The organism is Pseudomonas sp. R1-1, from assembly GCF_051132135.1.
Lineage (GTDB): Bacteria > Pseudomonadota > Gammaproteobacteria > Pseudomonadales > Pseudomonadaceae > Aquipseudomonas.
In genome coordinates this window covers 3,826,685-3,849,848 of sequence record NZ_CP071663.1, presented here as the reverse complement: position 1 = coordinate 3,849,848, position 23,164 = coordinate 3,826,685, and the positions used below count along the sequence as shown (strand labels likewise).

Below are 23,164 nucleotides of genomic sequence, written 5' to 3'. Positions count from 1 at the left end.
ATGTGCGTGAGGCAGCCGTCCATCGGCCGCCGTCTTCCTGAAAACTAAGGTTTCAGGCCTTCGTAATGCACCAGAATCGCATTGGCGAGGTCTTCATCGCTGGCGTTCAGGCCTGGGTTGTCCTGGCGCACTTGCTGCAGCACCGATTCAAGATAAACCCCACGAATGGCCCCGCCACTGGCGACGAATGCAGACACATCGTCACGGGCTGGAATGACCATCTTGTCATCCTTGAAGGTCGAGTACAGCGACGCGGAAACACCGGCCGAGGTGGCGACATCGCCCGCATCGACACGGGCCAGTGCCGAACCGACCGGCAGGCAAAGGAGTAGAGATGAAACGATCACTAACTTGCGCATGACGGTGTTCCTCCGAAGGCGCGAAGCAAAAGGGAAAGGACTACATAACGTCAGAGATGATCGGCGCGCGGGAGTTCCGTGTGCGGCGAAAACGCAGCGGCAAGGAACCGGGCAAAACGGCGAAGGGTCTACCGCTTGCCTGTATTGTTGAGAATGACCCAATGCTCGTCAGAGTCAGCGACAACGTTGCCCGCCCCGCCGATACGCGAATCGAAGCCGCCTTGTTCGGCGGGTTTGTCCTGCTGGCCATAGCGCTGGGCATATCCCCGCGAAGCCGCGTCGACTGGCTGCTGGAAAATGTGCTGGCCGTGGCGCTGGTGTTAGCCCTGGTCCTGGCGTATCGGCGTTTTCGCTTGTCGTCCTGGTCGCTGGTGATGATCTTCGCCTTTCTGTGCATCCATGAAGTCGGCTCGCATTACACCTATTCGCGGGTGCCCTACGATCAATGGAGCACGCTGCTGACCGGGGTCAGTGTCAACAAGGTGCTCGGTCTTGAGCGCAATCACTATGATCGGTTGGTGCACCTGAGCTACGGATTGCTGATGGTCTGGCCGATGCGCGAAGTGCTGCTGCGCCTGACCCCGTTGCGCGGCGGCTGGCTGGTGCTGATGACCTTGAATGTGGTGCTGGCGACCTCGGCGTTGTATGAATTGATCGAGTGGGTCGGCGGCGCTTATCTGGGCGATGACACCGGACAGGCTTTCGTCGGTGCACAGAACGATCCCTGGGATTCGCAGAAGGACATGGCCCTGGCGCTGTCCGGCGCCGGGCTGTCCTTGCTGATGCTGGCAGGCCCGCGTCGTGGAGCGCCGCGCTAAGCCGTCAGATCGCTGCAGGGCTGCAGCGTGTGACTGGCCGCTCGATCGAAAAGCTTTGCCGGATTCAAGTCGCCGCTGACATCAGCCGATACGCTCTGTGTCGGCAGTTCCATGCAAATAGGCTTAACTGAAATCCGACAAGCGCAATCCAGCGTGCCCACGGGAGATTCCACGGTGTCGATCAAACTGCGTTTGGTGTTGCTGATTGCGACCAGCCTGCTGACGGCGCTGATCGTCAGTCTGGTCAGTTATGTCGGCAATCAGCGGATGGCCGCGGCTGTCGGCGACAACACGGTGAGCATGAGCGCGCTGCGCAATCACATGGAAGCCGACATGATGCACGACGCCCTGCGCGCCGATGTCTATTCGGCGATGTTGGTCGGATTGGGCAAAAGCAGCAGCACGGCGGCGCAGGTACGTGATTCGCTCACCGAGCACGCCGGGCATTTTCACCAGGTGCTCGGCGACAATCTGAAGCTGCCGATCAACCCGACATTGCGCACGGCGCTGGAGCAGATCAAGCCGAGCCTCGACACCTACATCGACACCGGCGAACGGATTGTCGAGCTGGCGCTGGACAACCCTGAAGCCGCGCAGCAGCAACTCGGCACCTTCAACACGGCGTTCAGCCAGCTCGAAGAGCAGATGGCGGCGCTGAGCGAGCTGATCGAGTCCAACACCCAGCACACCGCCGAGGTCACGGAAGCAGCGATCCGCAGCGCCAATATCACCCTCGGCGTGGTGCTGCTTGCCAGCCTGCTGTTGCTGCTGGCCCAAGGTCGCTGGGTCATACGCAGCATCACCGGGCCGTTGCAAACTGCCAGCCGCATCGCCGAAAGCATCGCTCATGGCAACCTCAGCGAGCCGATCGCCGAACCGTCCGGCAAGGACGAGGCCAGCGTGCTGATCCGCACGCTGGCAACCATGCAGCGCGATCTGCGCAACATGATCGAGGTGGTTCGACGCAACGCCCACGGCGTCAGCGGCATGAGCGAACAACTCAGTCACGGCTGCCATCAGGTTGCCGACAGCAGCCAGCAGCAAAGCGTCGCCGCCGGCACCATGGCCGCAGCCGCGAGCCAGATGACCGCGAGCATCGAAGAAATCACCCGTCACGCCGAACGCGCGCTGAGCATGGCCAATCAGGCCGAAACCCTGGCGAAGGAGGGCGGGGGGGTGATCCATCAGGTGGTCAGCGATATGGACGATATCGCCCGTTCGGCACAACAGTCGGCGCAGGTCATTCGCACGCTGGATCAGGAATCGGAAGCCATCTTCAACATCATCCAGGTGATCAAAAGCATTGCCGACCAGACCAATCTGCTCGCGCTCAACGCGGCGATCGAAGCGGCGCGGGCCGGTGAACAGGGACGCGGTTTTGCTGTGGTCGCTGACGAGGTGCGCAGTCTGGCAGCGCGCACCAGCGCCTCGACCCAGGAAATCGCCGCGATGGTCGCGCGCATCCAGAACAGCACGCGTGAGGCGGTCAGCAGCATGGAGGCCGGTGTGGCGCAGGTTGATAAAGGAATGGCGGTAACCGCCGAGGTCGAACGGGCGATTCGCGAAATTCTCGACGCGACCTTGAGCACCACACAACTGGTCAACGACATCACCCGCACGATCGGCGAGCAGAGCCAGGCCAGTAACGAAATTGCCCATCAGGTGGAAATGATTGCCGGGATGTCAGAAGGCAACAGCCGGGTGATCGGCCAGACCGCGACGACCACGGACGAGTTGTCGAGCCTGGCGGGGCAGTTGGCGCAGTCGGTGGATCGGTTTCGGTTGTGATAACGGTTGGATCAATTGCAATTGTGGCGTCTGATAAAACCCCATCGCGGGCAAGCCCGCTCCCACAGTGAGTAATGGTGTAAACACCCTTGCATTCACAACATAGAACCCTGTGGGAGCGGGCTTGCCCGCGATGAGGCCAGCCCGAACGAAATTGATTCAGGCTGGATATTCACGATCAGAACTTGAACGCCTGTCGCCCAATCAGCAACCACTTGCCCTGCTGCTTCTGCCAGATCTGGAAGTTTTCGATTTCGGTCGGCACCACCTCGGTCCCCTTCAACGCCTGCGCCGAAAAGTGGTTGCGCACCAGTGCGGTATCGCCGGACAGCGTGATGGTCTGCTTTTGCATTTCCAGGGTCTTGAACGCGCTTCGGCCAGTTTCGATGTCGGCGATGAATTCCTGCTTGTCCTGGACCTTGCCGCTGGAATGGCCGTAGGTCAGGTTGGGCGCGGTGATGGCGTTCAGTTTGGCGATGTCCTTGTGCAGCATTGCCTGCGTCAGATGGTCCACGGCCTGGGCGACGTCCTTTTCCGCCGCAGCAGGCGCGGCCATGGCGTAACCGTTGAAGGCGCAGAGAAAGCCGATCAGCACTCGGGTCTTGGTCATTGCGGTAGTTCCTTGTTGTTATGGGTTGATGACTGACTTCGCTTGTATTCATCAGTCATCGTACAACGTAGCAGAATACCCAGCGATCAGTCAGCACTTTGCGGCGCTTCGTCGTCGCTGGAAAAAGCCGTGAGGCGCAGAGTCATGTTCGGCCGCTGTCAGCCGATAAAGCGCTAGTGGTGCAAAACGACTTTCAAGTCGGGAACAGACGCGCGGGTTTGCCCTGACGTGATATTCTGCGCGCCAACTTGGTTTGACCTTATTCAGTCAGCGTGCCCGCAGGCGCGCTGGCAGGATCCCTGTCGCTCAAGTAGCTGAAGCCAATAATGATAAGAAGTCAGTTCAGAAGGGACATCAACTGAGGTCGATGCGGCATGTCGGCCTTGTGTGCCCACCCGTCAAAATTGAAGTGTGCCGTAATCTGCGACGCCAGCCTGAGCGTCATCAAAGCGGATCGCATGCTGATAACAGAGGCGGGCGGAAGGCGTTTTATCATAGGTGCAACAGATGTTTAAGAAAGTGAACACAGCCTTGCTGGGTCTGGCTTTGGCAATGGGGATGACATCCGCCAATGCTGACGAAGCAAAGAAAGTCGACGTGCTGCTGATCGGCGGCGGCATCATGAGCACCACCCTGGGTGTGTGGATCAATGAGCTGGAGCCGAGCTGGTCGATGGAAATGGTCGAGCGTCTCGATGGCGTCGCCCAGGAAAGCTCCAACGGCTGGAACAACGCCGGTACCGGTCACTCGGCACTCGCTGAGCTGAACTACACCCCGGAAGACGACAAAGGCAACGTAACGATCCCGAAAGCCGTCGAGATCAACGAAGCGTTCCAGGTGTCCCGTCAGTTCTGGGCCTGGCAGGTTCAGCAGGGTGTTCTGAAGAACCCTCGCTCGTTCATCAACACCACACCGCACATGAGCTTCGTGTGGGGCGATGACAACATCAAGTTCCTGAAAAAGCGCTACGAAGCCCTGCAGGCGAGCCCGCTGTTCGCCGGTATGCAGTACTCCGAAGATCCGGCTGTGATCAAGAAGTGGGTTCCGCTGATGATGGAAGGGCGTGACCCGAACCAGAAAATCGCGGCCACCTGGAGCCCGCTGGGTACCGACATGAACTTCGGCGAAATCACCCGCCAGTTCGCCGCGCACCTGCAGACCAAGCCTAACTTCGATCTGAAACTGTCGAGCGAAGTCGAGGACATCACCAAGAACGCCGATGGCACCTGGCGCGTCAGCTACAAAAACCTCAAAGACGGCACTAAAACCGAAACCGACGCCAAGTTCGTCTTCATCGGCGCTGGCGGCGGTGCCCTGCACCTGCTGCAGAAGTCGGGCATTCCTGAAGCCAAGGAGTACGGTGGCTTCCCGGTGGGTGGTTCGTTCCTCGTGACCGAAAACCCGACCATTGCTGAACAGCATCTGGCCAAGGCTTACGGTAAAGCTTCGGTGGGTTCGCCGCCGATGTCGGTTCCGCACCTGGACACCCGTGTCCTGGACGGCAAGCGCGTGATCCTGTTTGGCCCATTCGCGACCTTCAGCACCAAGTTCCTCAAGGAAGGTTCGTACCTGGACCTGCTGACCAGCACCACCACGCACAACATCTGGCCGATGACCAAGGTCGGCATCAAGGAATACCCGCTGGTCGAGTACCTTGCCGGCCAACTGATGCTGTCGGATGAAGACCGCATGAACGCGCTGAAGGAATACTTCCCGAACGCCAAAGCCGAAGACTGGCGCCTGTGGCAAGCCGGCCAGCGCGTGCAGATCATCAAGCGTGATGAAGCTGCAGGCGGCGTGCTGAAACTGGGTACCGAAATCGTTGCTGCTCAGGACGGCTCCATTGCCGGCCTGCTGGGCGCATCGCCAGGCGCGTCGACCGCTGCACCGATCATGCTGAGCGTGCTGCAGAAAGTCTTCAAAGACAAAGTCGCCTCCCCTGAATGGCAAGCCAAGCTGCACCAGATCGTTCCAAGCTACGGCACTCAGCTGAACAGCGATCCGGCCAAAGTGGCCGCAGAATGGGCTTACACCGCCAAGATCCTCGAACTGCCGACGCCTCCGGTGATCGGTCAGGCCGCTGCTCCGGCAGCCGGCGCCGCGGCTGAAAAAGCCCCGGCTCTGAAGGACAACGCTGCACGCGACATGGCGCTCTAAACACACGCCTGACGCACAAAGCCCACTGCACCGGTGACGGTCAGTGGGCTTTTTTGTGCCTGCGCTTCAAGCCTTGCCTTTGGCCAGCCAAGCCCCCAGCCGCTGGCCCATCTCTTCGCCCAGCACCTGCAAGCCGCTCAACGGCCGCACCATCACTTCGAACTCGACGATCTTGCCGTGCTCATCGAAGCGAATCATGTCGATGCCTTTGAGTTCCTTCGTGCCTACTTTGGCACTGAATTCCAGAATCACGTTGAGCCCATCGGCACTGGCCAGCTCGCGGTGATATTGAAAATCCTCGAAGACCTCGAACACCGTATTGAGGATCATCGACACCACCGGCGCGCCGGGATAGGGCGTGTGAGCCATCGGCGAGCGAAACACGGCCTGGGCGTCAAGCAGCTCGGGCAGGGCGCGCAGGTTGCCGGTGCGGATCATCTCGTGCCAGCGTTGCAGGGATTGGGCGACGGCGGCTTGCAGTTTCAGCTCGGTCATGGGGGCTCCGGTTTTTGTTGTTGTTCTGTCGATCGCGCTGACTGTAGACCAACCTCGTTGAAAGGACATCATGCTGTGCCGAGCTGAATGGCGAACCATCGCTCATGCGGATCAGATGCGCATCTGATCCGTATTTTTTCGCTTTAACTGACGCTGTAACCGGTTCAGCCAAGCGCTCACAATGCCCCGGCAGTGCGGGCACTCGCGATTTTCCTTCATCCTGAAGCGTCCAGTGCACCGCAAACCCGGCATTGAGGAGAGCAAGATGAACAAGATGGCGATTTTCCTGGGTGGCTTCCTGACACTGACTATCCTGATCGGTTTGCTGGCGACGATTTCTCCGGTCTGAAGCCCCCGCAGTTTTTTCGAACTCCGCCATGTTCGCGCTTTCAGTTGCAGTACAGGGCCATGCCAGCGGCCCCACGGACTGAAAGAAGGAGCGAGACATGCGTTGCACAACCCCGCACGGACGATGGCTATCGATGGGCGTGCTGCTGACGGCATTGACCGGCTGCGCGATGAGCAACACCGAATCGCCGGTACAGACGCCCGGCAAAGCCAAGGCCTCCGACACGGAACTACTTGAGACCGGCGCACAGTGGCTGCAAGACAAACCGCCGATTCGCGCCTTGAACCTCTACCTCGACGGCTTCCACTTTTACAACGGGCACCCCGATGTGCAAATGGAGGCTCACCACTATTGTTCGGTGCTCAACGAAGAAGTCTTTCAATGCGTGATCTATGACGGCAACAGCGCCGACGCGAAGTTGATGGGCGTCGAGTACATCATCAGCAAACGCCTGTTTGCCCAACTGCCCGCCAGGGAAAAAGCGCTTTGGCACAGCCATGCGCACGAAGTCACCTCCGGCCAACTGGTCGCCCCGGGCATCGCGCAAGTCGCTGAAACCCGGCTGATGGAAAAACTCGCCGACACCTACGGCAAGACCTGGCACACCTGGCACACCGATCAGGACAAGCAACTGCCGCTTGGCGTACCGCAATTGATGATGGGCTTCACCGCCGACGGCCAGGCCGATCCGCAGATGGTGCAGCAACGCGACAAGCGCCTGGGCGTCGACACCGCGAAAAACAAAACCGCCCGCGCGGCGATCAAACCGGCGCCTATCGAGCAGGGCGCCGATGCCTGGCAACAGGGCAATGTGCTGCAACTGCCAGACCCGACCGGGCACACGCATCTGATGCCACGTCCATCGACGGGCAGCGATAAGAATGCTCGGGGTACGCAGCCCACACCTTGAGTAACCATCGTTAAGTGCTGCGTTCGGTCGCTCCCACAGGGTTTGCAGTTGCGCACGAAAACCTGTGCTCATCCCCAATCCCTGTGGGAGCGAGCCTGCTCGCGAAAGCGGTGGGTCAGCCTCCGCCGCTGCGGCGACTTTCCATCCCCTCCGGTTTGCCCATGTCCAGCAATCGTCTTTCCAGCAAAACACGCTCAAGCGCCTGGCGTTCAACCAGCGCCATCTGGTGCTCGCGCTTTTTCAACTCCAGCAGGATGGGGCTGGACCAGGTGCGGTAGGTCTGTTCGATGTTGCGGTGCGATCGCATCAGTCTCTCCTTGATCAAGAGCCCGGTGTTGCGTACAGGGGCTCAATCCGATGAGGAGTTAACGTTAGAGGACAATACCGCAAGTCGCGAATGCCCAATTATGTGGGTGGCTGGTTTGCGACAGGTCGACTATGTGAAGCACGCGTGCAGAAGTTTTGAACGCTCAACTTTTCTGTTCGTTCAGGGGGTAAATTCAACGCTCCGGCTGTAGGAGAGTTCTTATCTCTACCTTTGATCTAAAAAGCAGTTTCAAAATCCATCCGTGTCGGGGAGTATGGCTTCTGTTTTCAATAATTCAGTGGTTGTTTCGTCGAATTTCCCATGGAGAAAATGGTTCATGACCATCAAGATCGAGGGAGTGATCGCCAGCAAGATTGGCTTTGCTTCTCACCAGAATTCTGTCCCGGTCCTCAGAGAACTGACCGTACACAACGATGGTGAATCTGATTACAGCGATCTTGAGCTGGACCTTGTTGCGGATCCTCCCTTCCTTGAAGGGAAGACTTGGCGTCTGGATCGACTGAATAAAGAATCGACGTTGCACATTCCTGATCGAAATTTGACGTTGAACGCTGCTTATCTCGCCGACCTGACGGAAAGTCTCAGCGCGACTCTTGTGCTGCGCCTACGTTGCAACGGTGAAGTGCTTAATAGTCAAATCTTTCCGGTTGAGCTTTTGGCAAGAAATGAGTGGGGAGGCGTTAACTCGATGCCAGAGTTGCTGCCGGCGTTTGCTATGCCAAATGACCCTGCGGTAGATCGGGTACTCAAATCAGCCTCTGATGTTCTTCGCCGCGCTGGCAAAGCGGATGGCATCAATGGTTACGAAAGTAAATCCAGAACCAGAACCTGGGAGCTCACTTCCGCTATTTGGTCTGCAGTCTGCGGGCTTAAATTGAGCTATGCGCTGCCTCCGGCAAGCTTTGAGAGTTATGGCCAGAAAGTCAGAACTCCAAGCCTCATATTGGAGGGGGGCGTGGCAACATGCCTGGATACGGCATTGCTTTTTACTGCAGTATTGGAGCAAGCCGGACTGAATCCACTACTGTTGCTGACAAAAGGTCACGCTTTTGCAGGCGTCTGGTTGCAGCCTCAAGAGTTTTCTCAATTGATCACGGATGAGGCCTCAGCAGTACGAAAACGTATTGATTTGAAAGAAGCTCTGGTTTTTGAAACTACTCTCGCAACGCAATTTCCAGTCCCAAATTTCAGTCAGGCGATTAGTACCGCTGAAAGGCAGGTCAACGATGACGATTTCATCATGGCGATTGATATCCATCGAGCACGCATGCAGCGTATTCGTCCTTTGGCAGCGTCAATTCCAGCGGCCAAATCAGATGTGATTCAAGAGTCGGAGGTGGCGCTGGAGGCGTTGGAGAACGCGCCATCTTTACCGGTCTTTGACGTGGAAATTCCTACCGAGGCAGAAACACCAGCCGGTAAGCTGACATTGTGGCAACGCAAGCTTCTCGACCTGACCACTCGAAATCGGCTATTACATTTACCAGACAGTGCTAAAGGCGTTCGTTTGATTTGTCCTGAGCCCGCTGAGCTGGAAGATCAGCTAGCCAGTGGAAAGCGTATCAGGATCGTTTCTATACCGGATCTTGAAGCCGGAGGTAGAGATTCGGCACTTTATGAACAACAAAATCGACAATCGCTCAGAGACGAATATGCTCGCAGTGCATTGTCTCGTGGTGAGGTACTGGCAACTCTTGAGAAAAGCAAGCTTGAAGTAGCGCTGATTGACCTGTACCGGAAAGCTCGAAGTGATCTTGATGAAGGCGGAGCAAATACTCTCTTTCTTGCACTCGGGTTTTTAAAGTGGAAAAAGTCGGCTGACGATCCAAGAACCTATTCTGCTCCTTTGATTTTGCTACCCGTAAAACTTGATCGTAAAAGTGCGTTGTCCGGTGTGACAATGACTTTGCTTGAGGATGAGCCTCGCTTCAATTTGACCCTGCTCGAACTGTTACGACATGACTTTGAACTCATCATTCCGGGGCTTGAAGGTGAACTTCCCACCGACGATAGTGGCATTGATGTCGCTGGAATCTGGAATACAGTGCGCCGTGCTATCAGGGATGTACCGGGTTTCGAGGTCACCACGGAGCTCGTGCTGGGTACCTTCTCATTTGCAAAATATTTGATGTGGCAGGATCTGGCTGCTCGATCTGAGCAGCTTCTGAAAAGCCCGATGGTCAAGCACTTGTTGGAGCGAAGTATTGGTGGTGAAGGCTTTGCTACGTCAGGGGAGTTTCCGCAGCCTCACGAGTTGGACAGAAAAGTCAGCCCGGCAGATCTTTTCACACCGTTGCCAGCAGATTCCTCCCAGTTGGCAGCAGTCGTTGCTTCCGCCAGTGGTTGTGATTTTGTTCTTGATGGCCCCCCTGGCACCGGTAAGTCACAAACCATCGCCAACATGATCGCCCACAACCTGGCTCTAGGTCGCAGGGTCTTGTTCGTAGCAGAAAAAATGGCCGCTTTGGATGTTGTCTATCGTCGGCTTGAAGAAAAGGGGCTAGGCGAATTCTGTCTTGAGCTGCACTCCAGCAAAACATCCAAAGTGGAAGTCCTCAAACAACTGGAGCGTGCTTGGGATGTTCGCGATGCATTGACCGCTGACGAGTGGGCTTTAGAGGCAGCCAAACTGCACAAACTCCGAAATCGATTGAACGAAGTCGTGGGAACCCTGCATCGTCGACAACCTAATGGATTGACAGTCCATCAGGCTATAGGTCGTGTCGTACGCGATGGGGTCGCCGGTTTACCGCGTATCACATGGCCTGAGGGAACATGTCACGACGCGGACGATTACGCGCGGCTGCGTGATCTTGCCCGGCGTCTTGACCTCAATAGTGAGGCCGCGCGCAATTTGTCAGCTGACTTTTCGCTCATCGCTCCCACCGAATGGTCAAACGGCTGGCAAGAGTCGATCACTGCAGTATCCAGGGAGCTGCCGGGTGTCATTGAACGACTGAAGATTGCCTGTGACCACTTGTTGAGAGCCACCAATCTTCCCCTAGCTGTTACGAGCGGGGAGGATATCGAGCGGTTTTGCCAGTTTGTTGCATTATTGGTAGATACGCACGGTATCGATCTCTCTTTTGCATTCACGTTGAATGCAAGTGCCAAGATCGCTGCAGCCAAGAAAGCTGTGCATATCCTCAAAAATTACCAAGAAATTGAACAGTCGCTGTCGGTGCGTTATGCCTCGGAGGCCTGTCGCACCATCAACCTCGAACAATTCAAAAAGGACTGGGAAACTGGCAAGACCAAGTTTTGGTTCCTCGCTACTTTAGCCAAGAAAAAGGTGGGAAAAAACCTTGCGGGTCAGGGCGGAGCGGTAGGACTTCCGAACGTAGAGGAGGATCTTGTCCGGCTCTTCGAAATGCGTGATCTGCTCATGTCACTGGACAGCTTGGCTGCGGATATAAACGCTGTACCTGGATGGAGCGGAGTTTCTAGTGATCAATCCGCGATGGCAGTAGCCTGGGAACTCGCTGAACGCCTGAGAACGTTGATCAGCTCGAACGCAGAGTCCCCTGAAGATCTTATTGCACTGCGGGGAGCCACTCAAAAGCTCGTCGTAGAAGCCAATGAGTTATTGGGCGGGGGTGGTTTTATCGCAGCAGCGCTTCACCAGTTAATAGATGCATTGGAAGCGTTCAGTCAAACGAGCAAACGCTTCAATGAACTGAGTAACCGCCCGGTAGAGGGCACATTAACAATTGAGTCATTGCTCAGTGCGTCCAGTGCCATTTCTCGTCATGAGTTGAAGCTGAAAGCGTGGTGCGATTGGTGTCGGGTGCGTGAAGAGGCAATAGCATCCGGGCTTCAACCGTTAAGTGATGCATTGGCAATTAAAGGGTTGCCAGAGGGCGGGACTGTAGACGCGTTTGAAACATCTTATGCACGCTGGTTTGCAAGGGTGATGATCGACGCCGAGCCGTTGCTGCGTAATTTCGTGCCAGCAGAGCACACTAGCGATATCGAGGCATTTGTACGTCTGGATGAGAATCTTTCCAAGCTAACTGTTCGATACATTCGAGCGAAACTGTGTGGATTGATCCCCTCGAAAAACGAGATCGGCAAGCAAGGTGGTTTCGGCATCTTGAAGCACGAGCTGCAAAAAACACGTCGGCACAAACCCGTCCGACAGCTCGCTGTTGAGATGGGCGATGCAATGTCGAAACTCGCTCCATGTATGCTAATGAGCCCTCTTTCTATTGCGCAATATCTTCCAGCGGATCTCGCACTTTTTGACTTGGTGATATTCGATGAGGCTTCGCAGATTGCGCCATGGGATGCCATCGGATCAATCGCGAGGGGCAAGCAGGTGGTCATTGCGGGTGATCCCCGTCAGATGCCTCCAACCAACTTTTTCAATCGCGCCGCGTCTGCTGCAGAAGATGATACTGCTGAAGACATGGAGAGCATTTTGGATGAGTGTCTAGGCGCAGGTATCCCAAGCCATAGCCTCAGTTGGCATTACCGGAGTCGCCACGAAAGCTTGATCGCTTTTTCGAACCATCGTTACTACGACAGCAATCTCATCACCTTCCCTGCGGCTGAAACGCGTGCCAGCGCTGTGGAGTGGCGACGTGTTGATGGCGTCTACGCGAAAGGTAAGGGCAGGCATAATCAGGCCGAGGCCGAAGCCATCGTTACCGAGACCGTGAAGCGTTTGATGGATCCAGCGTTTGTAGCGAGCGGTCATACTATTGGGATCATTACTCTCAATAGCGATCAGCAAAGATTGATCAACGACCTGTTGGATAGGGCGCGGCAACAATTTCCGCAAATCGAACCGTTCTTCCAGCATGACATTCCCGAACCCGCCGTCGTTAAAAATCTGGAGACAGTGCAAGGTGATGAGCGCGATTTGATAATGCTAGGTATCGGGTATGGACCAACCGAACCGGGCGCGCAGGTTATGTCGATGAACTTCGGTCCATTGAACAAAGAAGGCGGATGGCGACGTTTGAATGTGGCGATAACCCGGGCTCGCAGGGAAATGATGGTTTTCTCATCTTTTGATTCTTCGATGATTGATTTAAATCGCACCAACGCCCGCGCTGTTCGTGATCTGAAGCACTTCATTGAATTTGCCCAGAGAGGGCCAAGAGCACTTGCGGAGGCAGTGCAAGGTTCAGTGGGGGGGTATGATTCACCCTTTGAGGAAGCTGTTGCTCAAGAGCTGAGACGAAAAGGCTGGCAAGTCGTGCCGCAAATTGGGGTATCTCGTTTCCGCATTGATCTAGGTATCGTCCATCCAGACAGGCCAGGCGACTATCTGGTTGGTGTCGAATGTGACGGTGCAACCTATCACAGTGCGGCTACCGCTCGAGATCGTGACAAAGTTCGTAGTGCAATTCTTCAAGGTTTGGGCTGGAAGCTGGTTCGCCTCTGGTCTACAGAGTGGTGGATTGACAAGCCTGGCGCGCTGGACCGGTTACATGCATCTCTTGAAGCTCTTTTGGAAGAGTCCCGCGCATCCGGACTTGTTAGTGAAACAGTTGAAAAGGAATCATCCATGCCTCATTTGTCGTTGGTGCACAGCGCTGCATTAGCAAAGGACGTGGAGAAAGAGGGCGTTTCTATTGCATCGGAGAGTGCTGCTTCTAACGAACTACCTCCAGAGCTCAAGGTCGCGAAGTCGTTTGCACTGCATGGCTCACCCTCCATTAAAGATGAATATCGTGTAACCGATTTCACGAGCGTGGGTGACAGAATCAATGCAGAGGCATTTTACTCACCTGAATATGATGCGGTTCTCGCTGAGCTGATTGCACATGTGTTGTTGCAAGAGGCCCCTATCCTCGATTCAGTGCTGGTACAGCGAGTGGCCCGAGCACATGGCTTTCAACGCTCTGGGCGGCTTATTAGAGAGCGAGTTCTCGACCTGGCAGAACAAAATCATCATCTGAAAAATGATCCAGTTGATGGTCAATTTGTTTGGCATTCGAAAAGTGATATTGCTGGGTGGAACAAATATCGGTTACCAGCCACATTGGATGATGGAAGGTCCGTGGAGGAGATCGCCGCTGAGGAAATACTGTTGGTTGCCTCTTTGATATCCGCCGGCGATATGCCTTTGGAAATTGCCAAAACCTTTGGCGTGAAGCGTTTGACTGGAGCGGCACGTGAAAGAATAGAGCTCGCAATCAAATCGATATCTGATTTTTAGAGATTCGATGCATTAAAGCGTAAAGGAGAGCATGGCGGTTGCCCGCTCTCCTTTTTGCGCGCCATTACTTCAGGCTGGCGCCTGCACGAAATGACCACGGCGGCGCAGGTCAAGGCCCTGAAGGAAAAACGCATCGATGCTTGCGTGTTTCGTGTCGGTTATGACGATCCATAGGTGCGCAATGAACTGTTGATCTACGAGCCGATCCATGTGGTCAGTCCGGCGGACCATCCGCTGGCCCGGCGCGCGACGCTGGCCCCGGCGGATCTGGCGCAGGAGCCGTTCGTGGCGCTGGAGTTGAAGCAGTCGCGGTTCGCCAACTTTCTCTATCAGTGCTGCGTCCAGGCCGGCTTCACCCCGCAGATTCGCCAGCAAGTGATCGAGGTGCATACCTTGCTCAGCCTGGTGCGCGTCGGCGTCGGCGTGGCGTTGTTGCCAGCGTCCATCGAGTAGCTGGCGCCGGTGGGGCTGGTATTTCGCCGCCTGACCCCGGCGCTGCCGGAAGTGCCGCTGTATGCGACTTACCGCGCCGATGATGCTTCGCCCGTATTGAAACTGTTCCTCGACACCTTGCGTGAGCTGGCCGAAACTCCAGATCGACACCAAACCTGTGGGAGCCAGCCTGCTGGCGATGAGGGTGTGTCAGGCCGAACATTGTCTGGATGACACACCGCCATCGCCAGCAGGCTGGCTCCCACAGTGATCTGTGGTGTCAGGAGAAAAACGGGCTCCAGCGGGGATTTTGCGGTGCGTCAACCTGACCCCGCACGAACCCGAGCCGCTGCGGTCGTAGTCTTCACCGAACCGCCTCACTGTGTGGAGATCCAATGAGCCAGGAAGTCCTGACCACCGAAACCAATCGTCGCCAGTTGCAGCAAATCATCGCCGGGCTGTCCGACGGGGTGATTTTGCTGGAACTCGATCAAAGCATTCTGTGGGCCAACGAAGCGGCGCTGGCCATGCATGGCGTCAGCCGCATCGGCGAGCTGGGCAGCAATGCCGAGGAATACGCCAAGCGGTTCAGCCTGCGCTATCGCAACAATCACACCTTGCCACCGGAGAACTATCCGATCAGCCGAGTTGCGCGCTGCGAAATGTTCAGTGACGTGCTGATCGAAGTCTCGCCTGCCGATGACCCGGAGCGCATCTGGGTGCACAGCGTGCGCAGCATGGTGCTGACCGACCGTTTGGGCCAGCCCGAGTCGCTGGTGCTGATCATGAGCGATGTCACCGACTGGGCCAACGCCGAGCAGCGCTTCGAAAAAACCTTCAATGCCAACCCGGCGCCGGCGGTGATCTGCCGCCTTAGCGACTTGCGCTATATCAAGGTCAACCCGGGTTTCCTCGAAATGACCGGCTACAGCCGCGAACAAGTGATCGGAACCTCGGCGTACGAAATCGATATCTTCGAGCAGGCCGAGAAACGCGATCTGGCCATTCAGCGCCTGCGCGACGTCGCGACCATCCCGCAGATGCAGGCCGAACTGCGCCTGCCCGATGGCGGCAGTAAACAAGTGATCGTCGCTGGGCAACCGCTGTTGCTCAACGATGAGAATTGCATGCTGTTTTCCTTCGTCGACATGGAACCGCGGCGCAAGGTCGAACTCGCCCTGCGTCAGAGCGAAGAGCGTTTCGCCAAGGCGTTCCGCCTGACCCCGGTGCCGATTCTGATCTGCAGCGCCGACCAGCAAGAAGTCATCGACGTCAATCAGGCGTTTCTTGAAACGCTGGCCTATGAGGCGGATGACGTCCTGGGTAAAACCGTTACCCAGCTGAAGTTCATCGATGATGAAGGCGAGCGCACGCGGCTGCTCGCGGCGCTGGCGAACAATGCTCGAGTAGACCGGGTCGACGTGCGCGTGCGCAAGCGCGACGACGAATTGCTCGAGTGCGCGGTGTCGGCGGACACGGTGAAGATCCACGACACGTCGTGCTATCTGCTGGTATTGATGGACATGACCGAGCGCAAGCGCTCCGAGCTGGAGCTGGTCGCCGCGATTGAAGAGGTGATGAAGGATGCGTCGTGGTTCAGCCGCACGCTGATCGAAAAACTGGCCAACGTGAAGAAGATCAATTCGCCGCAGTTGCCGAGCGCGTCGTTCACCGATTTGACCGCGCGCGAACGCGATGTGCTGGGGCTGATCTGCGAGGGTCTCGCGGACAAGGAAATCGCCGCACGGCTGAAGCTGGCGCCCAATACCGTGCGCAATCATGTTGCCACTGTCTACTCCAAGCTCGACGTCCACAGCCGCAGCGAGGCAATCGTTTGGGCGCGGGAACGCGGGTTGTTTTCCGGGGAGTGGGGCGCCAAGGGGCAACGCTAGGGGTGCAAATGCACTAGTGATTCGGGTGCAAATTCGTGTATTGGCCGTCGAGTTCAGTTCTTAGGCTTGTGGGGTGCGGTACGAGCCTTTTTGGCACGGGACCGCGTCCCCCTCGATGCAGCCAAAGGAACAACCCAAATGATGAATCTTGCACAGTTGCGTGCGCAGCTTGAGCGCAGCTTTCCGCCGCTGGCGTGTGAGTGTTCGGTCGATGGCGATCATTCGCTGACGGTCAAGCTTTACCACAAGGACTCGGGAGCGGTGGATCTGGTGATCAGTGGTCTGAAGCTCGACGAATTGCGCACGCCGGAGTCGGTGCAAGCGCTGGTCGATGAATTGCGCTATGAGCTGGAAAGCAATTCTCTGCGCTCGTCAGCAGATTCAGGCTTCTGATGGGCTTGTGTGGGAGCGAGCCTGCTCGCGAAGGCGATCTGCCTTACGACGCCTTTTCCTTCACGGACTGACCCCCAACGCAAAATCGACAGCTCCACCCCGTTCAAATAGCCTTTTCACTGGCACTTGCGAGGGGCTCGGCTATAAACAATGAGTCGTCAGGTATTCCGTGATCCATCCCGGTCGCGGAAATTTGTCTTTCTCACCGCGGGCCATCCTATGAACAATCCTGGGAATCGCGTGTTGCCGTTGGCTTTTCTGTTTGTGTTGCTGGCCGGTTGCGCCAGTCCACCACCCCCGGCGCCAGTGGCGCCGCCGCCCCCGCCGGAACGTACCTGTCAGGTCATGGAAAACACCGAGGTCGCCGGTGACATGTACATGGACGGGCAGGTCACTCGGCACATCACCACCACTCGTTGCATCACTCAGTAGCAGCGCCGGCACAAACCCTGCGGGAACGAGCGTGCTCGCTTCCGCAGGGTATGCAGTTGCCTGAACAATCAGGACAGGAAACCGCCGTCCACGTTCAGCGCCACACCAGTGGTGTAGCTCGAGGCATCGCTGGCCAGGTACAACACCGCGCCGGCCATTTCGCTTGGATCAGCCACGCGCTTGAGCGGGATCTGCGTCAGTGCCTGTTTGAGGATCGCATCGTTTTTCACCAGTGCCGAGGCGAACTTGGTGTCGGTCAGGCCCGGCAGCAGGGCATTGCAGCGGATACCGAATTGCGCGCATTCCTTGGCGAACACCTTGGTCATGTTGATCACGGCCGCTTTGGTCACCGAATAGATGCCCTGGAAAATCCCCGGCGAGATGCCGTTGATCGAGGCGACGTTGATGATGCTGCCGCCGCCGTTTTCGCGCATCAGCTTGCCGGCTTCGACCGACATGAAGAAATAGCCGCGGATGTTCACGTCGACGGTCTTTTGAAACGCCCCCAGGTCGGTGTCCAGCACATTGCAGAACTGCGGGTTGGTCGCGGCGTTGTTGACCAGAATGTCGAGGCGGCCGAACTGTTCCTTGATCCCGGCGAACACCTGAGCAATCTGCTCCATTTCACCAATGTGGCAGGCCACGGCGGTGGCTTTGCCGCCGGCGGCGATGATCGCGTCGGCGACATGCTGACAGCCGTCGAGCTTGCGGCTTGAAACGATCACATGGGCGCCTTGCTGGGCCAGCAGTTTGGCGATGGCTTCACCGATACCACGGCTGGCGCCGGAGACGAAAGCGATCTTGCCGTCGAGGTCGAACAACTGAGTCTTGGACATAAGGGTTCCTTGGTGTGGGCCGTCAGAGGCTCGATTTGGCGATGACCTGCAGGCTCATCTGCTCCAGCAGTTTGTTCATGTGAATGAAATGCGCGAAGCGTTTGTCCTGGGTCTGGCCATGGTAGAAGCGGTAGTAAATCTGCTGCACGATGCCGGCGAGGCGGAACAGGCCGTAGGTGTAGTAGAAGTCGAAGTTATCGATCTGGATGCCCGAACGTTCGGCGTAATAATCGACGAATTCACGGCGGGTGAGCATGCCCGGCGCATGGCTCGGCTGGCGGCGCATCAACTGCACGGGCGCCGGGTCGTCAGCCTGGATCCAGTAGGCGAGGGTGTTGCCCAGATCCATCAGCGGATCGCCGAGTGTCGTCAGCTCCCAGTCGAGCACGCCGATGATCTGCATCGGGTTCTGTGGGTCGAGGATGACGTTGTCGAAGCGGTAATCATTGTGGACGATGCTCGACGTCGAATGGTCGGCGGGCATCTTGTCGTTGAGCCAGGCCTTGACCTGCTCCCAGTGCGGTGCATCCGGGGTCAGGGCTTTCTCGTAGCGCTCGCTCCAGCCCTTGATCTGGCGGGCGACATAGCCTTCGGGCCTGCCCAGGTCGCCCAGGCCACAAGCTTGGTAATCGACGCGATGCAGCTCAACGAAGCGGTCGATAAAGCTCTTGCACAGCGCTTTGGTCTTCGCTGAGTCGAGGCCCAGTTCCGGCGGCAGATCCGAGCGCAGGATGATGCCCTTGACCCGTTCCATCACGTAGAACTCGGCGCCGATCACCGATTCGTCGGTGCAGTGCACATAGGCTTTCGGGCAATACGGGAAACCGTCGCGCAACTGATTGAGGATGCGGAATTCGCGGCCCATGTCATGGGCGGATTTGGCCTTGTGGCCGAAGGGCGGACGCCGCAGAACGAATTCCTGCTCGGGGTATTCCAGCAGGTAGGTCAGGTTCGACGCACCACCGGGGAACTGGCTGATTGCAGGTGTGCCGGTCAGGCCCGGAATGTGCGCTTTGAGGTACGGATCGATCAGGCTGGCATCGAGTTCTTCGCCAGAGCGGATACGGGTGGACTGGTCAGTAAGCGCCATGCTTATCCCTTCTGCTTATTTTGGAGGCCAGACATCATTGGCTAATCTAATGGCACGCTCGTGCAGCGACAAGCGCGGGTCGGTCTTATAGGTTAGCGTGTTGCCCGATAATCACCTTTGGGAATGAGCCCTCCCTTCCGAGCGGAAGGGGGCTGCAGGCGTGGGCCGTTGGCGATGCAGAATCCGGGTTGGCGAACTTCAGTAAACGCGCTGGTCGTTGAGTCGGGGCGGGAGGGAAACGGGGGTGAGCACCGCTTGCCCGGAGAAAAACGCCACGAGGTTTTTCCCGACCAGCTCCACCGTACCCTGCATGGCTTCCGGTGACAGACCGGCAACGTGCGGGGTCAGCAACACGTTATTGAGGGTTTTCAAGGCGTCGGGCACTTGCGGCTCGTGGTCGAACACATCGAGGGCGGCACCGGCAATCCGCCGTTGTTCGAGAGCCGTCAGCAGATCCGCCGTGTCGATCACACTGGCGCGGGCGATATTGACGATGAAACCGTTCGGGCCCAGTGCATCGAGTACCGAGCGAGTAACCAGGTGCTGCGTGCCGATGCCACCCGGCGTGGCAACGATCAGGAAATCCGCGGCCCGCGCCAGCTCGGTCGGCGTCGAACAGAACGCGTAAGGCACATCACTGCGCACCTGACGGTTGTGATAACTGACCGACATGTCGAAACCAAGATTGGCCCGTTTGGCGATCGCCATGCCCACGGCACCAAGCCCGAGGATGCCCAGACGTTTGCCGGCCAGCGACGGACGCATGATCTTCGGCCATTCACCACGCCGTACGGCGGCGTCACAACGGGGTATATCGCGCACCAGTGCCAACAGCATCGCCATCGCATGGTCGGCCACCGACGAGGCATTGACCCCGGCGCCATTGGTGACGGTAATCCCACGGTCACTGGCCGCCTGCAAATCCACTTGCTCGTAACCGGCGCCGATCACCGTGATGATCTTCAGCGCGGGCAGGGCGGCGATTTCCTCGGCGGTGAGGCCCAGCGGACCACGGGTGAGCACTGCGTCGATGCGGCTGCCGTGACTGGCAATGGCTTGCGCACGCTCGGCAGGCGTGGGCGCGAGAATCAGGTGAAAGCCCTGATGTTCGAGAATCGGCAGATAGTCATTGATGGTTTCAACCAGTACCAGAACGGTTGCGGGCATTGCACGGCTCCTGAGATCAATGGCGGATGGGGCGCGAAAATCGTTTCAGCGTGCTGAATCCGCCGCGTTTTGGCAATCATGATCATTCGCGCAGTCGTGCATTGATTCTGGACGGCTTCGGGCAAGAAGCAAGGGGTGGCAGCACATCGGTGATCCGCTGTGCTGCGGGCTTCATTGAGCTGCCCGGGCTTGGTTTGTCGAGTCAAGTTCAGGTTCGCTTCGGGCTATCGGCGCAGGGCGGTCAGGTAACGTATTGCGCAATACCATTGCCAAACGACCAGTTCTCCTTCTTCACCTCGATCAGATTGATGAACACGTCTTCCAGACGCACCGCCAGTTCAGCGTGCAGGTTATCGGCGATGGTTTTGAACAGCAGTTGCTTCTTCTCCACCGACCGACCCTCGCTGATGGTGATCTGAATGAACACCACGCCGTCGCTGCGCTGAATCCCGAGGTACTGCGGGTCGTAAACCAAGTGTCGCGCATCGTGCTCCGTGAGAATCTGGAAATTGTCATGTTCCGGCACATCGATGCAGCTGCGCAGGGCGGCATAGATCTGTTCGCCGATACGCTTTGCGAACTCGGGATTGGGGTTTTGCTGAATGTCGACGCGAACCAGTGGCATGAGAGGCTCCGGGAAAATGGCGGGCATCTCTGACACTAGATCAAGCGCGCGACATTGGCAGGGTGTCTGGTCTGGAATATGAGGGATTACGCGTATGAGCTGGATTACAGAATGCCCGGATTTTGCCTACGTAGCGGGCAGATCCGTCTGCTAGCCAGCAGGGGGTGAAACCGAAATGATGAGTGGCATAAGGCGCGACGCCGATCGACGCTATAGCGCTCCGGCGCACACCGCAAAAAGCCAGGGACGGCGAATGTTTGTTAATGATCGGGAAAGCGCAGAAATTGAAAAGCTACAAACGGAAGCACAGAAACTTGGGGCGGAGAGGCGCAAACTGCTGGCGGAGGAGGCGAAGTTGAAAAGGGAGACGTTCTTTTATCCCCTTGTGGCCGGCGCTGCCGCTCTGGCTGCGCTCACCACTTTGTTCGGTTTTTTCCTTAAACCGTAAGTGATAGTCGACAGAACCACGTAGCGACCAACCGACCCAGATAAGAGGCCAGTATGAATCCGGAACAACGAAAAGCCAGGATTGAAAAGCTGTACCAGGATGAGTTTGATTTCAGAGAAGCCATGAAACCTTTTCACAAGGCTGAGATGCGGGAAACAATTATTCTTTTTGCTTTGGGAATGCTGCTCGCAGCGATCGGTATCGGCTTTGCAATGGTACTGGTTCGATTCGTTTGAAACGTCATGACAAACGTTGGAGCGTTTCGTAAACGACATTGTTCTTATCGATTAACGACATTGGTCGCGCTGAAAACGACACCGGCCTGATCTGCACCGCATAACCATTCCTCAGCTAAGTCTTTGCTTCTGTTGATTTATCACGGAGAATCGCGCCCCTGTTTCGGCCGGAGCATGTCTGTCGGTTTTTTCCGACGCGTCCTGACCGAGTGGCAAGTGACCGGAATGCGGAGATCCGACCGGATGAATGATCAGGCCAATAGCGTCGAAGAGCGCTTTGATGCAGCAGCACCCGCTGAACTTTCGAGCTGGAATCGCCAGGACACCACCTGGATGTTGGGACTGTTCGGGACGGCCATTGGCGCCGGCACCCTGTTTCTGCCGATCAACGCGGGTCTGGGGGGCTTCTGGCCGCTGGTGATCCTCGCGCTGCTGGCGTTCCCGATGACGTTCTACGCGCACCGTGGCCTGACGCGTTTCGTGTTGTCCGGGCGTGAGGGTGCCGACATCACCGAGGTGGTCGAGCAGCATTTCGGCATCAAGGCCGGCGCACTGATCACGTTGCTGTACTTCTTCGCAATCTTCCCCATCCTGCTCATCTACAGCGTCGGCCTGACCAACACGGTCGCCAGTTTCCTCGAACACCAATTGCACATCACGCCGCCGCCACGGGCACTGCTGTCGTTCGTGCTGATCCTCGGTTTGCTGGCGGTGGTGCGCTGCGGCGAGCAAGCGATCGTCAAAGCGATGAGCCTGATGGTCTACCCGTTTATCGTTGCGCTGCTGTTTCTGGCGGTGTACCTGATCCCGCATTGGAACGGCGGCATTCTCGCCACCGCATCGCACGTACCGGCACCGTCTGAGCTGTTGCTTACGCTGTGGCTGGCGATCACGGTGATGGTGTTCTCGTTCAACCATTCGCCGATCATCTCGGCCTTTGCGGTCGATCAGAAACGCCGCTACGGCGAGCACGCAGAGGAGCGCAGTTCGCAGATCCTGTCGCGCGCCCACGCCTTGATGGTGCTGATGGTAATGTTCTTCGTGTTCAGTTGCGTGCTGACGCTGTCGCCGGAGCAACTGGCTGAGGCCAAGGCGCAGAACCTGTCGATCCTGTCGTACCTGGCCAACCATTTCAGTAATCCGACCATCGCTTTTGCGGCGCCGCTGATTGCTTTTGTGGCGATCTCCAAGTCGTTCCTCGGCCACTACATCGGTGCCAGCGAAGGCCTGAAAGGCTTGATCGTCAAGAGCGGCAAGCGTCCGGGGGCCAAGGCACTGGATCGCATCGTCGCGGCGCTCATGCTGGTGATCTGCTGGATCGTGGCGACGCTGAACCCAAGCATTCTGGGGATGATCGAGACGATTGGCGGCCCGGTGATCGCGGCAATTCTGTTCCTCATGCCGATGTATGCGATTCGCAAAGTGCCGGCCATGGCGCGCTATCGTGGACAGGCGTCGAACGTGTTTGTCACGGCTGTTGGTCTGGTGGCGATTTCGGCACTGGTTTACAAATTGGCCGTGTGAGTGATCGTTCCCACGCTCCGCGTGGGAATGAAGCCCGGGACGCTCTGCGTCCCCAGGCGTGACGCGGAGCGTCACAGGAGGCGTTCCCACGCAGAGCGTGGGAACG

Annotated in this window: 20 protein-coding genes and 1 pseudogene; 13 read left to right on the top strand and 8 right to left on the bottom strand. The window is 57.3% G+C overall.

What is annotated here, in order from left to right; genetic code table 11:
• Nucleotides 1–44: 44 nt before the first annotated feature.
• Nucleotides 45–359 carry a DUF2388 domain-containing protein gene (locus J3P75_RS17200; protein WP_434707568.1) on the bottom strand — a complete coding sequence of 105 codons (315 nt, stop codon included), beginning with the start codon at nucleotides 357–359 and terminating at the stop codon, nucleotides 45–47.
• Nucleotides 360–520: 161 nt separating this feature from the next.
• Here J3P75_RS17200 and J3P75_RS17195 point away from each other — a divergent pair, with 161 nt between their 5' ends.
• From J3P75_RS17195 to J3P75_RS17185, 3 genes and pseudogenes are all read left to right on the top strand, one after another.
• Entirely contained in the window at nucleotides 521–1,177 is a 657-nt protein-coding gene (locus J3P75_RS17195; protein ID WP_434707567.1) for a DUF2238 domain-containing protein, read from the top strand.
• A 111-nt stretch (nucleotides 1,178–1,288) separates the two neighbouring features.
• Nucleotides 1,289–2,059: pseudogene (locus J3P75_RS17190) on the top strand (MCP four helix bundle domain-containing protein); the annotation flags it as partial.
• A 42-nt stretch (nucleotides 2,060–2,101) separates the two neighbouring features.
• Nucleotides 2,102–2,965 carry a methyl-accepting chemotaxis protein gene (locus tag J3P75_RS17185; protein WP_434598418.1) on the top strand — a complete coding sequence of 288 codons (864 nt, stop codon included), beginning with the start codon at nucleotides 2,102–2,104 and terminating at the stop codon, nucleotides 2,963–2,965.
• A 178-nt stretch (nucleotides 2,966–3,143) separates the two neighbouring features.
• On the opposite strand, the gene J3P75_RS17180 is transcribed toward J3P75_RS17185, so the two are convergent.
• The gene (locus J3P75_RS17180) at nucleotides 3,144–3,575 is read right to left on the bottom strand and encodes a nuclear transport factor 2 family protein (RefSeq protein WP_434707566.1); all 432 of its coding nucleotides are present in this window, start codon (nucleotides 3,573–3,575) and stop codon (nucleotides 3,144–3,146) included.
• A 507-nt stretch (nucleotides 3,576–4,082) separates the two neighbouring features.
• Between J3P75_RS17180 and mqo the strand changes: the two genes are divergently transcribed.
• The gene (mqo, locus tag J3P75_RS17175; protein ID WP_203421612.1) at nucleotides 4,083–5,732 is read left to right on the top strand and encodes a malate dehydrogenase (quinone); all 1,650 of its coding nucleotides are present in this window, start codon (nucleotides 4,083–4,085) and stop codon (nucleotides 5,730–5,732) included.
• A 66-nt stretch (nucleotides 5,733–5,798) separates the two neighbouring features.
• Here the strand turns inward: mqo and J3P75_RS17170 are convergent, their stop codons facing one another.
• Nucleotides 5,799–6,227 (bottom strand): nuclear transport factor 2 family protein, encoded by a 429-nt coding sequence (locus tag J3P75_RS17170; protein WP_434707565.1) that lies wholly within the window; start codon nucleotides 6,225–6,227, stop codon nucleotides 5,799–5,801.
• A gap of 446 nt (nucleotides 6,228–6,673) precedes the next feature.
• Here J3P75_RS17170 and J3P75_RS17165 point away from each other — a divergent pair, with 446 nt between their 5' ends.
• Nucleotides 6,674–7,486, top strand: a complete 813-nt coding sequence (locus J3P75_RS17165; protein WP_434707564.1) for an OBAP family protein — start codon at nucleotides 6,674–6,676, stop codon at nucleotides 7,484–7,486.
• 115 nt (nucleotides 7,487–7,601) lie between these two features.
• Here the strand turns inward: J3P75_RS17165 and J3P75_RS17160 are convergent, their stop codons facing one another.
• Nucleotides 7,602–7,793, bottom strand: coding sequence for a hypothetical protein (locus J3P75_RS17160; protein ID WP_434589829.1), 192 nt, complete (start codon nucleotides 7,791–7,793; stop codon nucleotides 7,602–7,604).
• 337 nt (nucleotides 7,794–8,130) lie between these two features.
• Between J3P75_RS17160 and J3P75_RS17155 the strand changes: the two genes are divergently transcribed.
• The 5 genes from J3P75_RS17155 to J3P75_RS17135 all read left to right on the top strand — a co-directional run bounded on the left by J3P75_RS17155 (nucleotide 8,131) and on the right by J3P75_RS17135 (nucleotide 17,132).
• A complete protein-coding gene (locus tag J3P75_RS17155; protein ID WP_434707563.1) occupies nucleotides 8,131–13,983 on the top strand; it encodes a DUF3320 domain-containing protein in 5,853 nt (1,950 codons plus the stop codon).
• 174 nt (nucleotides 13,984–14,157) lie between these two features.
• Nucleotides 14,158–14,436, top strand: a complete 279-nt coding sequence (locus J3P75_RS17150; protein ID WP_434707562.1) for a LysR substrate-binding domain-containing protein — start codon at nucleotides 14,158–14,160, stop codon at nucleotides 14,434–14,436.
• Nucleotides 14,437–14,810: 374 nt separating this feature from the next.
• A complete protein-coding gene (locus J3P75_RS17145; protein WP_093102544.1) occupies nucleotides 14,811–16,307 on the top strand; it encodes a helix-turn-helix transcriptional regulator in 1,497 nt (498 codons plus the stop codon).
• Between the two features lie 138 nt (nucleotides 16,308–16,445).
• Entirely contained in the window at nucleotides 16,446–16,700 is a 255-nt protein-coding gene (locus J3P75_RS17140) for a DUF1652 domain-containing protein (protein WP_434707561.1), read from the top strand.
• A 219-nt stretch (nucleotides 16,701–16,919) separates the two neighbouring features.
• Nucleotides 16,920–17,132: a hypothetical protein gene (locus J3P75_RS17135; RefSeq protein ID WP_434707560.1), complete on the top strand. Its 213-nt coding sequence runs from the start codon at nucleotides 16,920–16,922 to the stop codon at nucleotides 17,130–17,132.
• A gap of 68 nt (nucleotides 17,133–17,200) precedes the next feature.
• Here J3P75_RS17135 and J3P75_RS17130 read toward each other — a convergent pair whose 3' ends face one another.
• The 4 genes from J3P75_RS17130 to J3P75_RS17115 all read right to left on the bottom strand — a co-directional run bounded on the left by J3P75_RS17130 (nucleotide 17,201) and on the right by J3P75_RS17115 (nucleotide 20,850).
• Nucleotides 17,201–17,968: an SDR family oxidoreductase gene (locus J3P75_RS17130; RefSeq protein ID WP_007911074.1), complete on the bottom strand. Its 768-nt coding sequence runs from the start codon at nucleotides 17,966–17,968 to the stop codon at nucleotides 17,201–17,203.
• Between the two features lie 22 nt (nucleotides 17,969–17,990).
• Nucleotides 17,991–19,058 (bottom strand): phosphotransferase family protein, encoded by a 1,068-nt coding sequence (locus tag J3P75_RS17125; RefSeq protein WP_434707559.1) that lies wholly within the window; start codon nucleotides 19,056–19,058, stop codon nucleotides 17,991–17,993.
• Between the two features lie 198 nt (nucleotides 19,059–19,256).
• Complete coding sequence (locus tag J3P75_RS17120; protein ID WP_434707558.1) at nucleotides 19,257–20,225, bottom strand: 2-hydroxyacid dehydrogenase; 969 nt, start codon at nucleotides 20,223–20,225, stop codon at nucleotides 19,257–19,259.
• Between the two features lie 241 nt (nucleotides 20,226–20,466).
• Complete coding sequence (locus J3P75_RS17115) at nucleotides 20,467–20,850, bottom strand: tautomerase family protein (RefSeq protein WP_434707557.1); 384 nt, start codon at nucleotides 20,848–20,850, stop codon at nucleotides 20,467–20,469.
• A gap of 253 nt (nucleotides 20,851–21,103) precedes the next feature.
• Here J3P75_RS17115 and J3P75_RS17110 point away from each other — a divergent pair, with 253 nt between their 5' ends.
• The 3 genes from J3P75_RS17110 (at nucleotide 21,104) to J3P75_RS17100 (ending at nucleotide 23,058) form a co-directional block, all read left to right on the top strand.
• Nucleotides 21,104–21,298, top strand: coding sequence for a hypothetical protein (locus J3P75_RS17110; protein ID WP_434707556.1), 195 nt, complete (start codon nucleotides 21,104–21,106; stop codon nucleotides 21,296–21,298).
• A gap of 53 nt (nucleotides 21,299–21,351) precedes the next feature.
• Nucleotides 21,352–21,534: a hypothetical protein gene (locus J3P75_RS17105; protein ID WP_434707555.1), complete on the top strand. Its 183-nt coding sequence runs from the start codon at nucleotides 21,352–21,354 to the stop codon at nucleotides 21,532–21,534.
• A 243-nt stretch (nucleotides 21,535–21,777) separates the two neighbouring features.
• Complete coding sequence (locus tag J3P75_RS17100) at nucleotides 21,778–23,058, top strand: HAAAP family serine/threonine permease (RefSeq protein ID WP_434707553.1); 1,281 nt, start codon at nucleotides 21,778–21,780, stop codon at nucleotides 23,056–23,058.
• Nucleotides 23,059–23,164 lie beyond the last annotated feature (106 nt).

What these genes read in the sequence shown, in the direction of transcription:
- mqo (WP_203421612.1), top strand. Translation starts at nt 4,083, where the DNA reads ATGTTTAAGAAAGTGAACACAGCCTTGCTGGGTCTGGCTTTGGCAATG.
- J3P75_RS17135 (WP_434707560.1), top strand. Translation starts at nt 16,920, where the DNA reads ATGAACAATCCTGGGAATCGCGTGTTGCCGTTGGCTTTTCTGTTTGTG.
- J3P75_RS17200 (WP_434707568.1), bottom strand. Translation starts at nt 359, where the DNA reads ATGCGCAAGTTAGTGATCGTTTCATCTCTACTCCTTTGCCTGCCGGTC.
- J3P75_RS17160 (WP_434589829.1), bottom strand. Translation starts at nt 7,793, where the DNA reads ATGCGATCGCACCGCAACATCGAACAGACCTACCGCACCTGGTCCAGC.
- J3P75_RS17145 (WP_093102544.1), top strand. Translation starts at nt 14,811, where the DNA reads ATGAGCCAGGAAGTCCTGACCACCGAAACCAATCGTCGCCAGTTGCAG.
- J3P75_RS17195 (WP_434707567.1), top strand. Translation starts at nt 521, where the DNA reads ATGCTCGTCAGAGTCAGCGACAACGTTGCCCGCCCCGCCGATACGCGA.
- J3P75_RS17105 (WP_434707555.1), top strand. Translation starts at nt 21,352, where the DNA reads ATGAATCCGGAACAACGAAAAGCCAGGATTGAAAAGCTGTACCAGGAT.
- J3P75_RS17155 (WP_434707563.1), top strand. Translation starts at nt 8,131, where the DNA reads ATGACCATCAAGATCGAGGGAGTGATCGCCAGCAAGATTGGCTTTGCT.
- J3P75_RS17115 (WP_434707557.1), bottom strand. Translation starts at nt 20,850, where the DNA reads ATGCCACTGGTTCGCGTCGACATTCAGCAAAACCCCAATCCCGAGTTC.
- J3P75_RS17120 (WP_434707558.1), bottom strand. Translation starts at nt 20,225, where the DNA reads ATGCCCGCAACCGTTCTGGTACTGGTTGAAACCATCAATGACTATCTG.
- J3P75_RS17140 (WP_434707561.1), top strand. Translation starts at nt 16,446, where the DNA reads ATGATGAATCTTGCACAGTTGCGTGCGCAGCTTGAGCGCAGCTTTCCG.
- J3P75_RS17110 (WP_434707556.1), top strand. Translation starts at nt 21,104, where the DNA reads ATGTTTGTTAATGATCGGGAAAGCGCAGAAATTGAAAAGCTACAAACG.
- J3P75_RS17130 (WP_007911074.1), bottom strand. Translation starts at nt 17,968, where the DNA reads ATGTCCAAGACTCAGTTGTTCGACCTCGACGGCAAGATCGCTTTCGTC.
- J3P75_RS17165 (WP_434707564.1), top strand. Translation starts at nt 6,674, where the DNA reads ATGCGTTGCACAACCCCGCACGGACGATGGCTATCGATGGGCGTGCTG.
- J3P75_RS17100 (WP_434707553.1), top strand. Translation starts at nt 21,778, where the DNA reads ATGAATGATCAGGCCAATAGCGTCGAAGAGCGCTTTGATGCAGCAGCA.
- J3P75_RS17180 (WP_434707566.1), bottom strand. Translation starts at nt 3,575, where the DNA reads ATGACCAAGACCCGAGTGCTGATCGGCTTTCTCTGCGCCTTCAACGGT.
- J3P75_RS17125 (WP_434707559.1), bottom strand. Translation starts at nt 19,058, where the DNA reads ATGGCGCTTACTGACCAGTCCACCCGTATCCGCTCTGGCGAAGAACTC.
- J3P75_RS17185 (WP_434598418.1), top strand. Translation starts at nt 2,102, where the DNA reads ATGCAGCGCGATCTGCGCAACATGATCGAGGTGGTTCGACGCAACGCC.
- J3P75_RS17170 (WP_434707565.1), bottom strand. Translation starts at nt 6,227, where the DNA reads ATGACCGAGCTGAAACTGCAAGCCGCCGTCGCCCAATCCCTGCAACGC.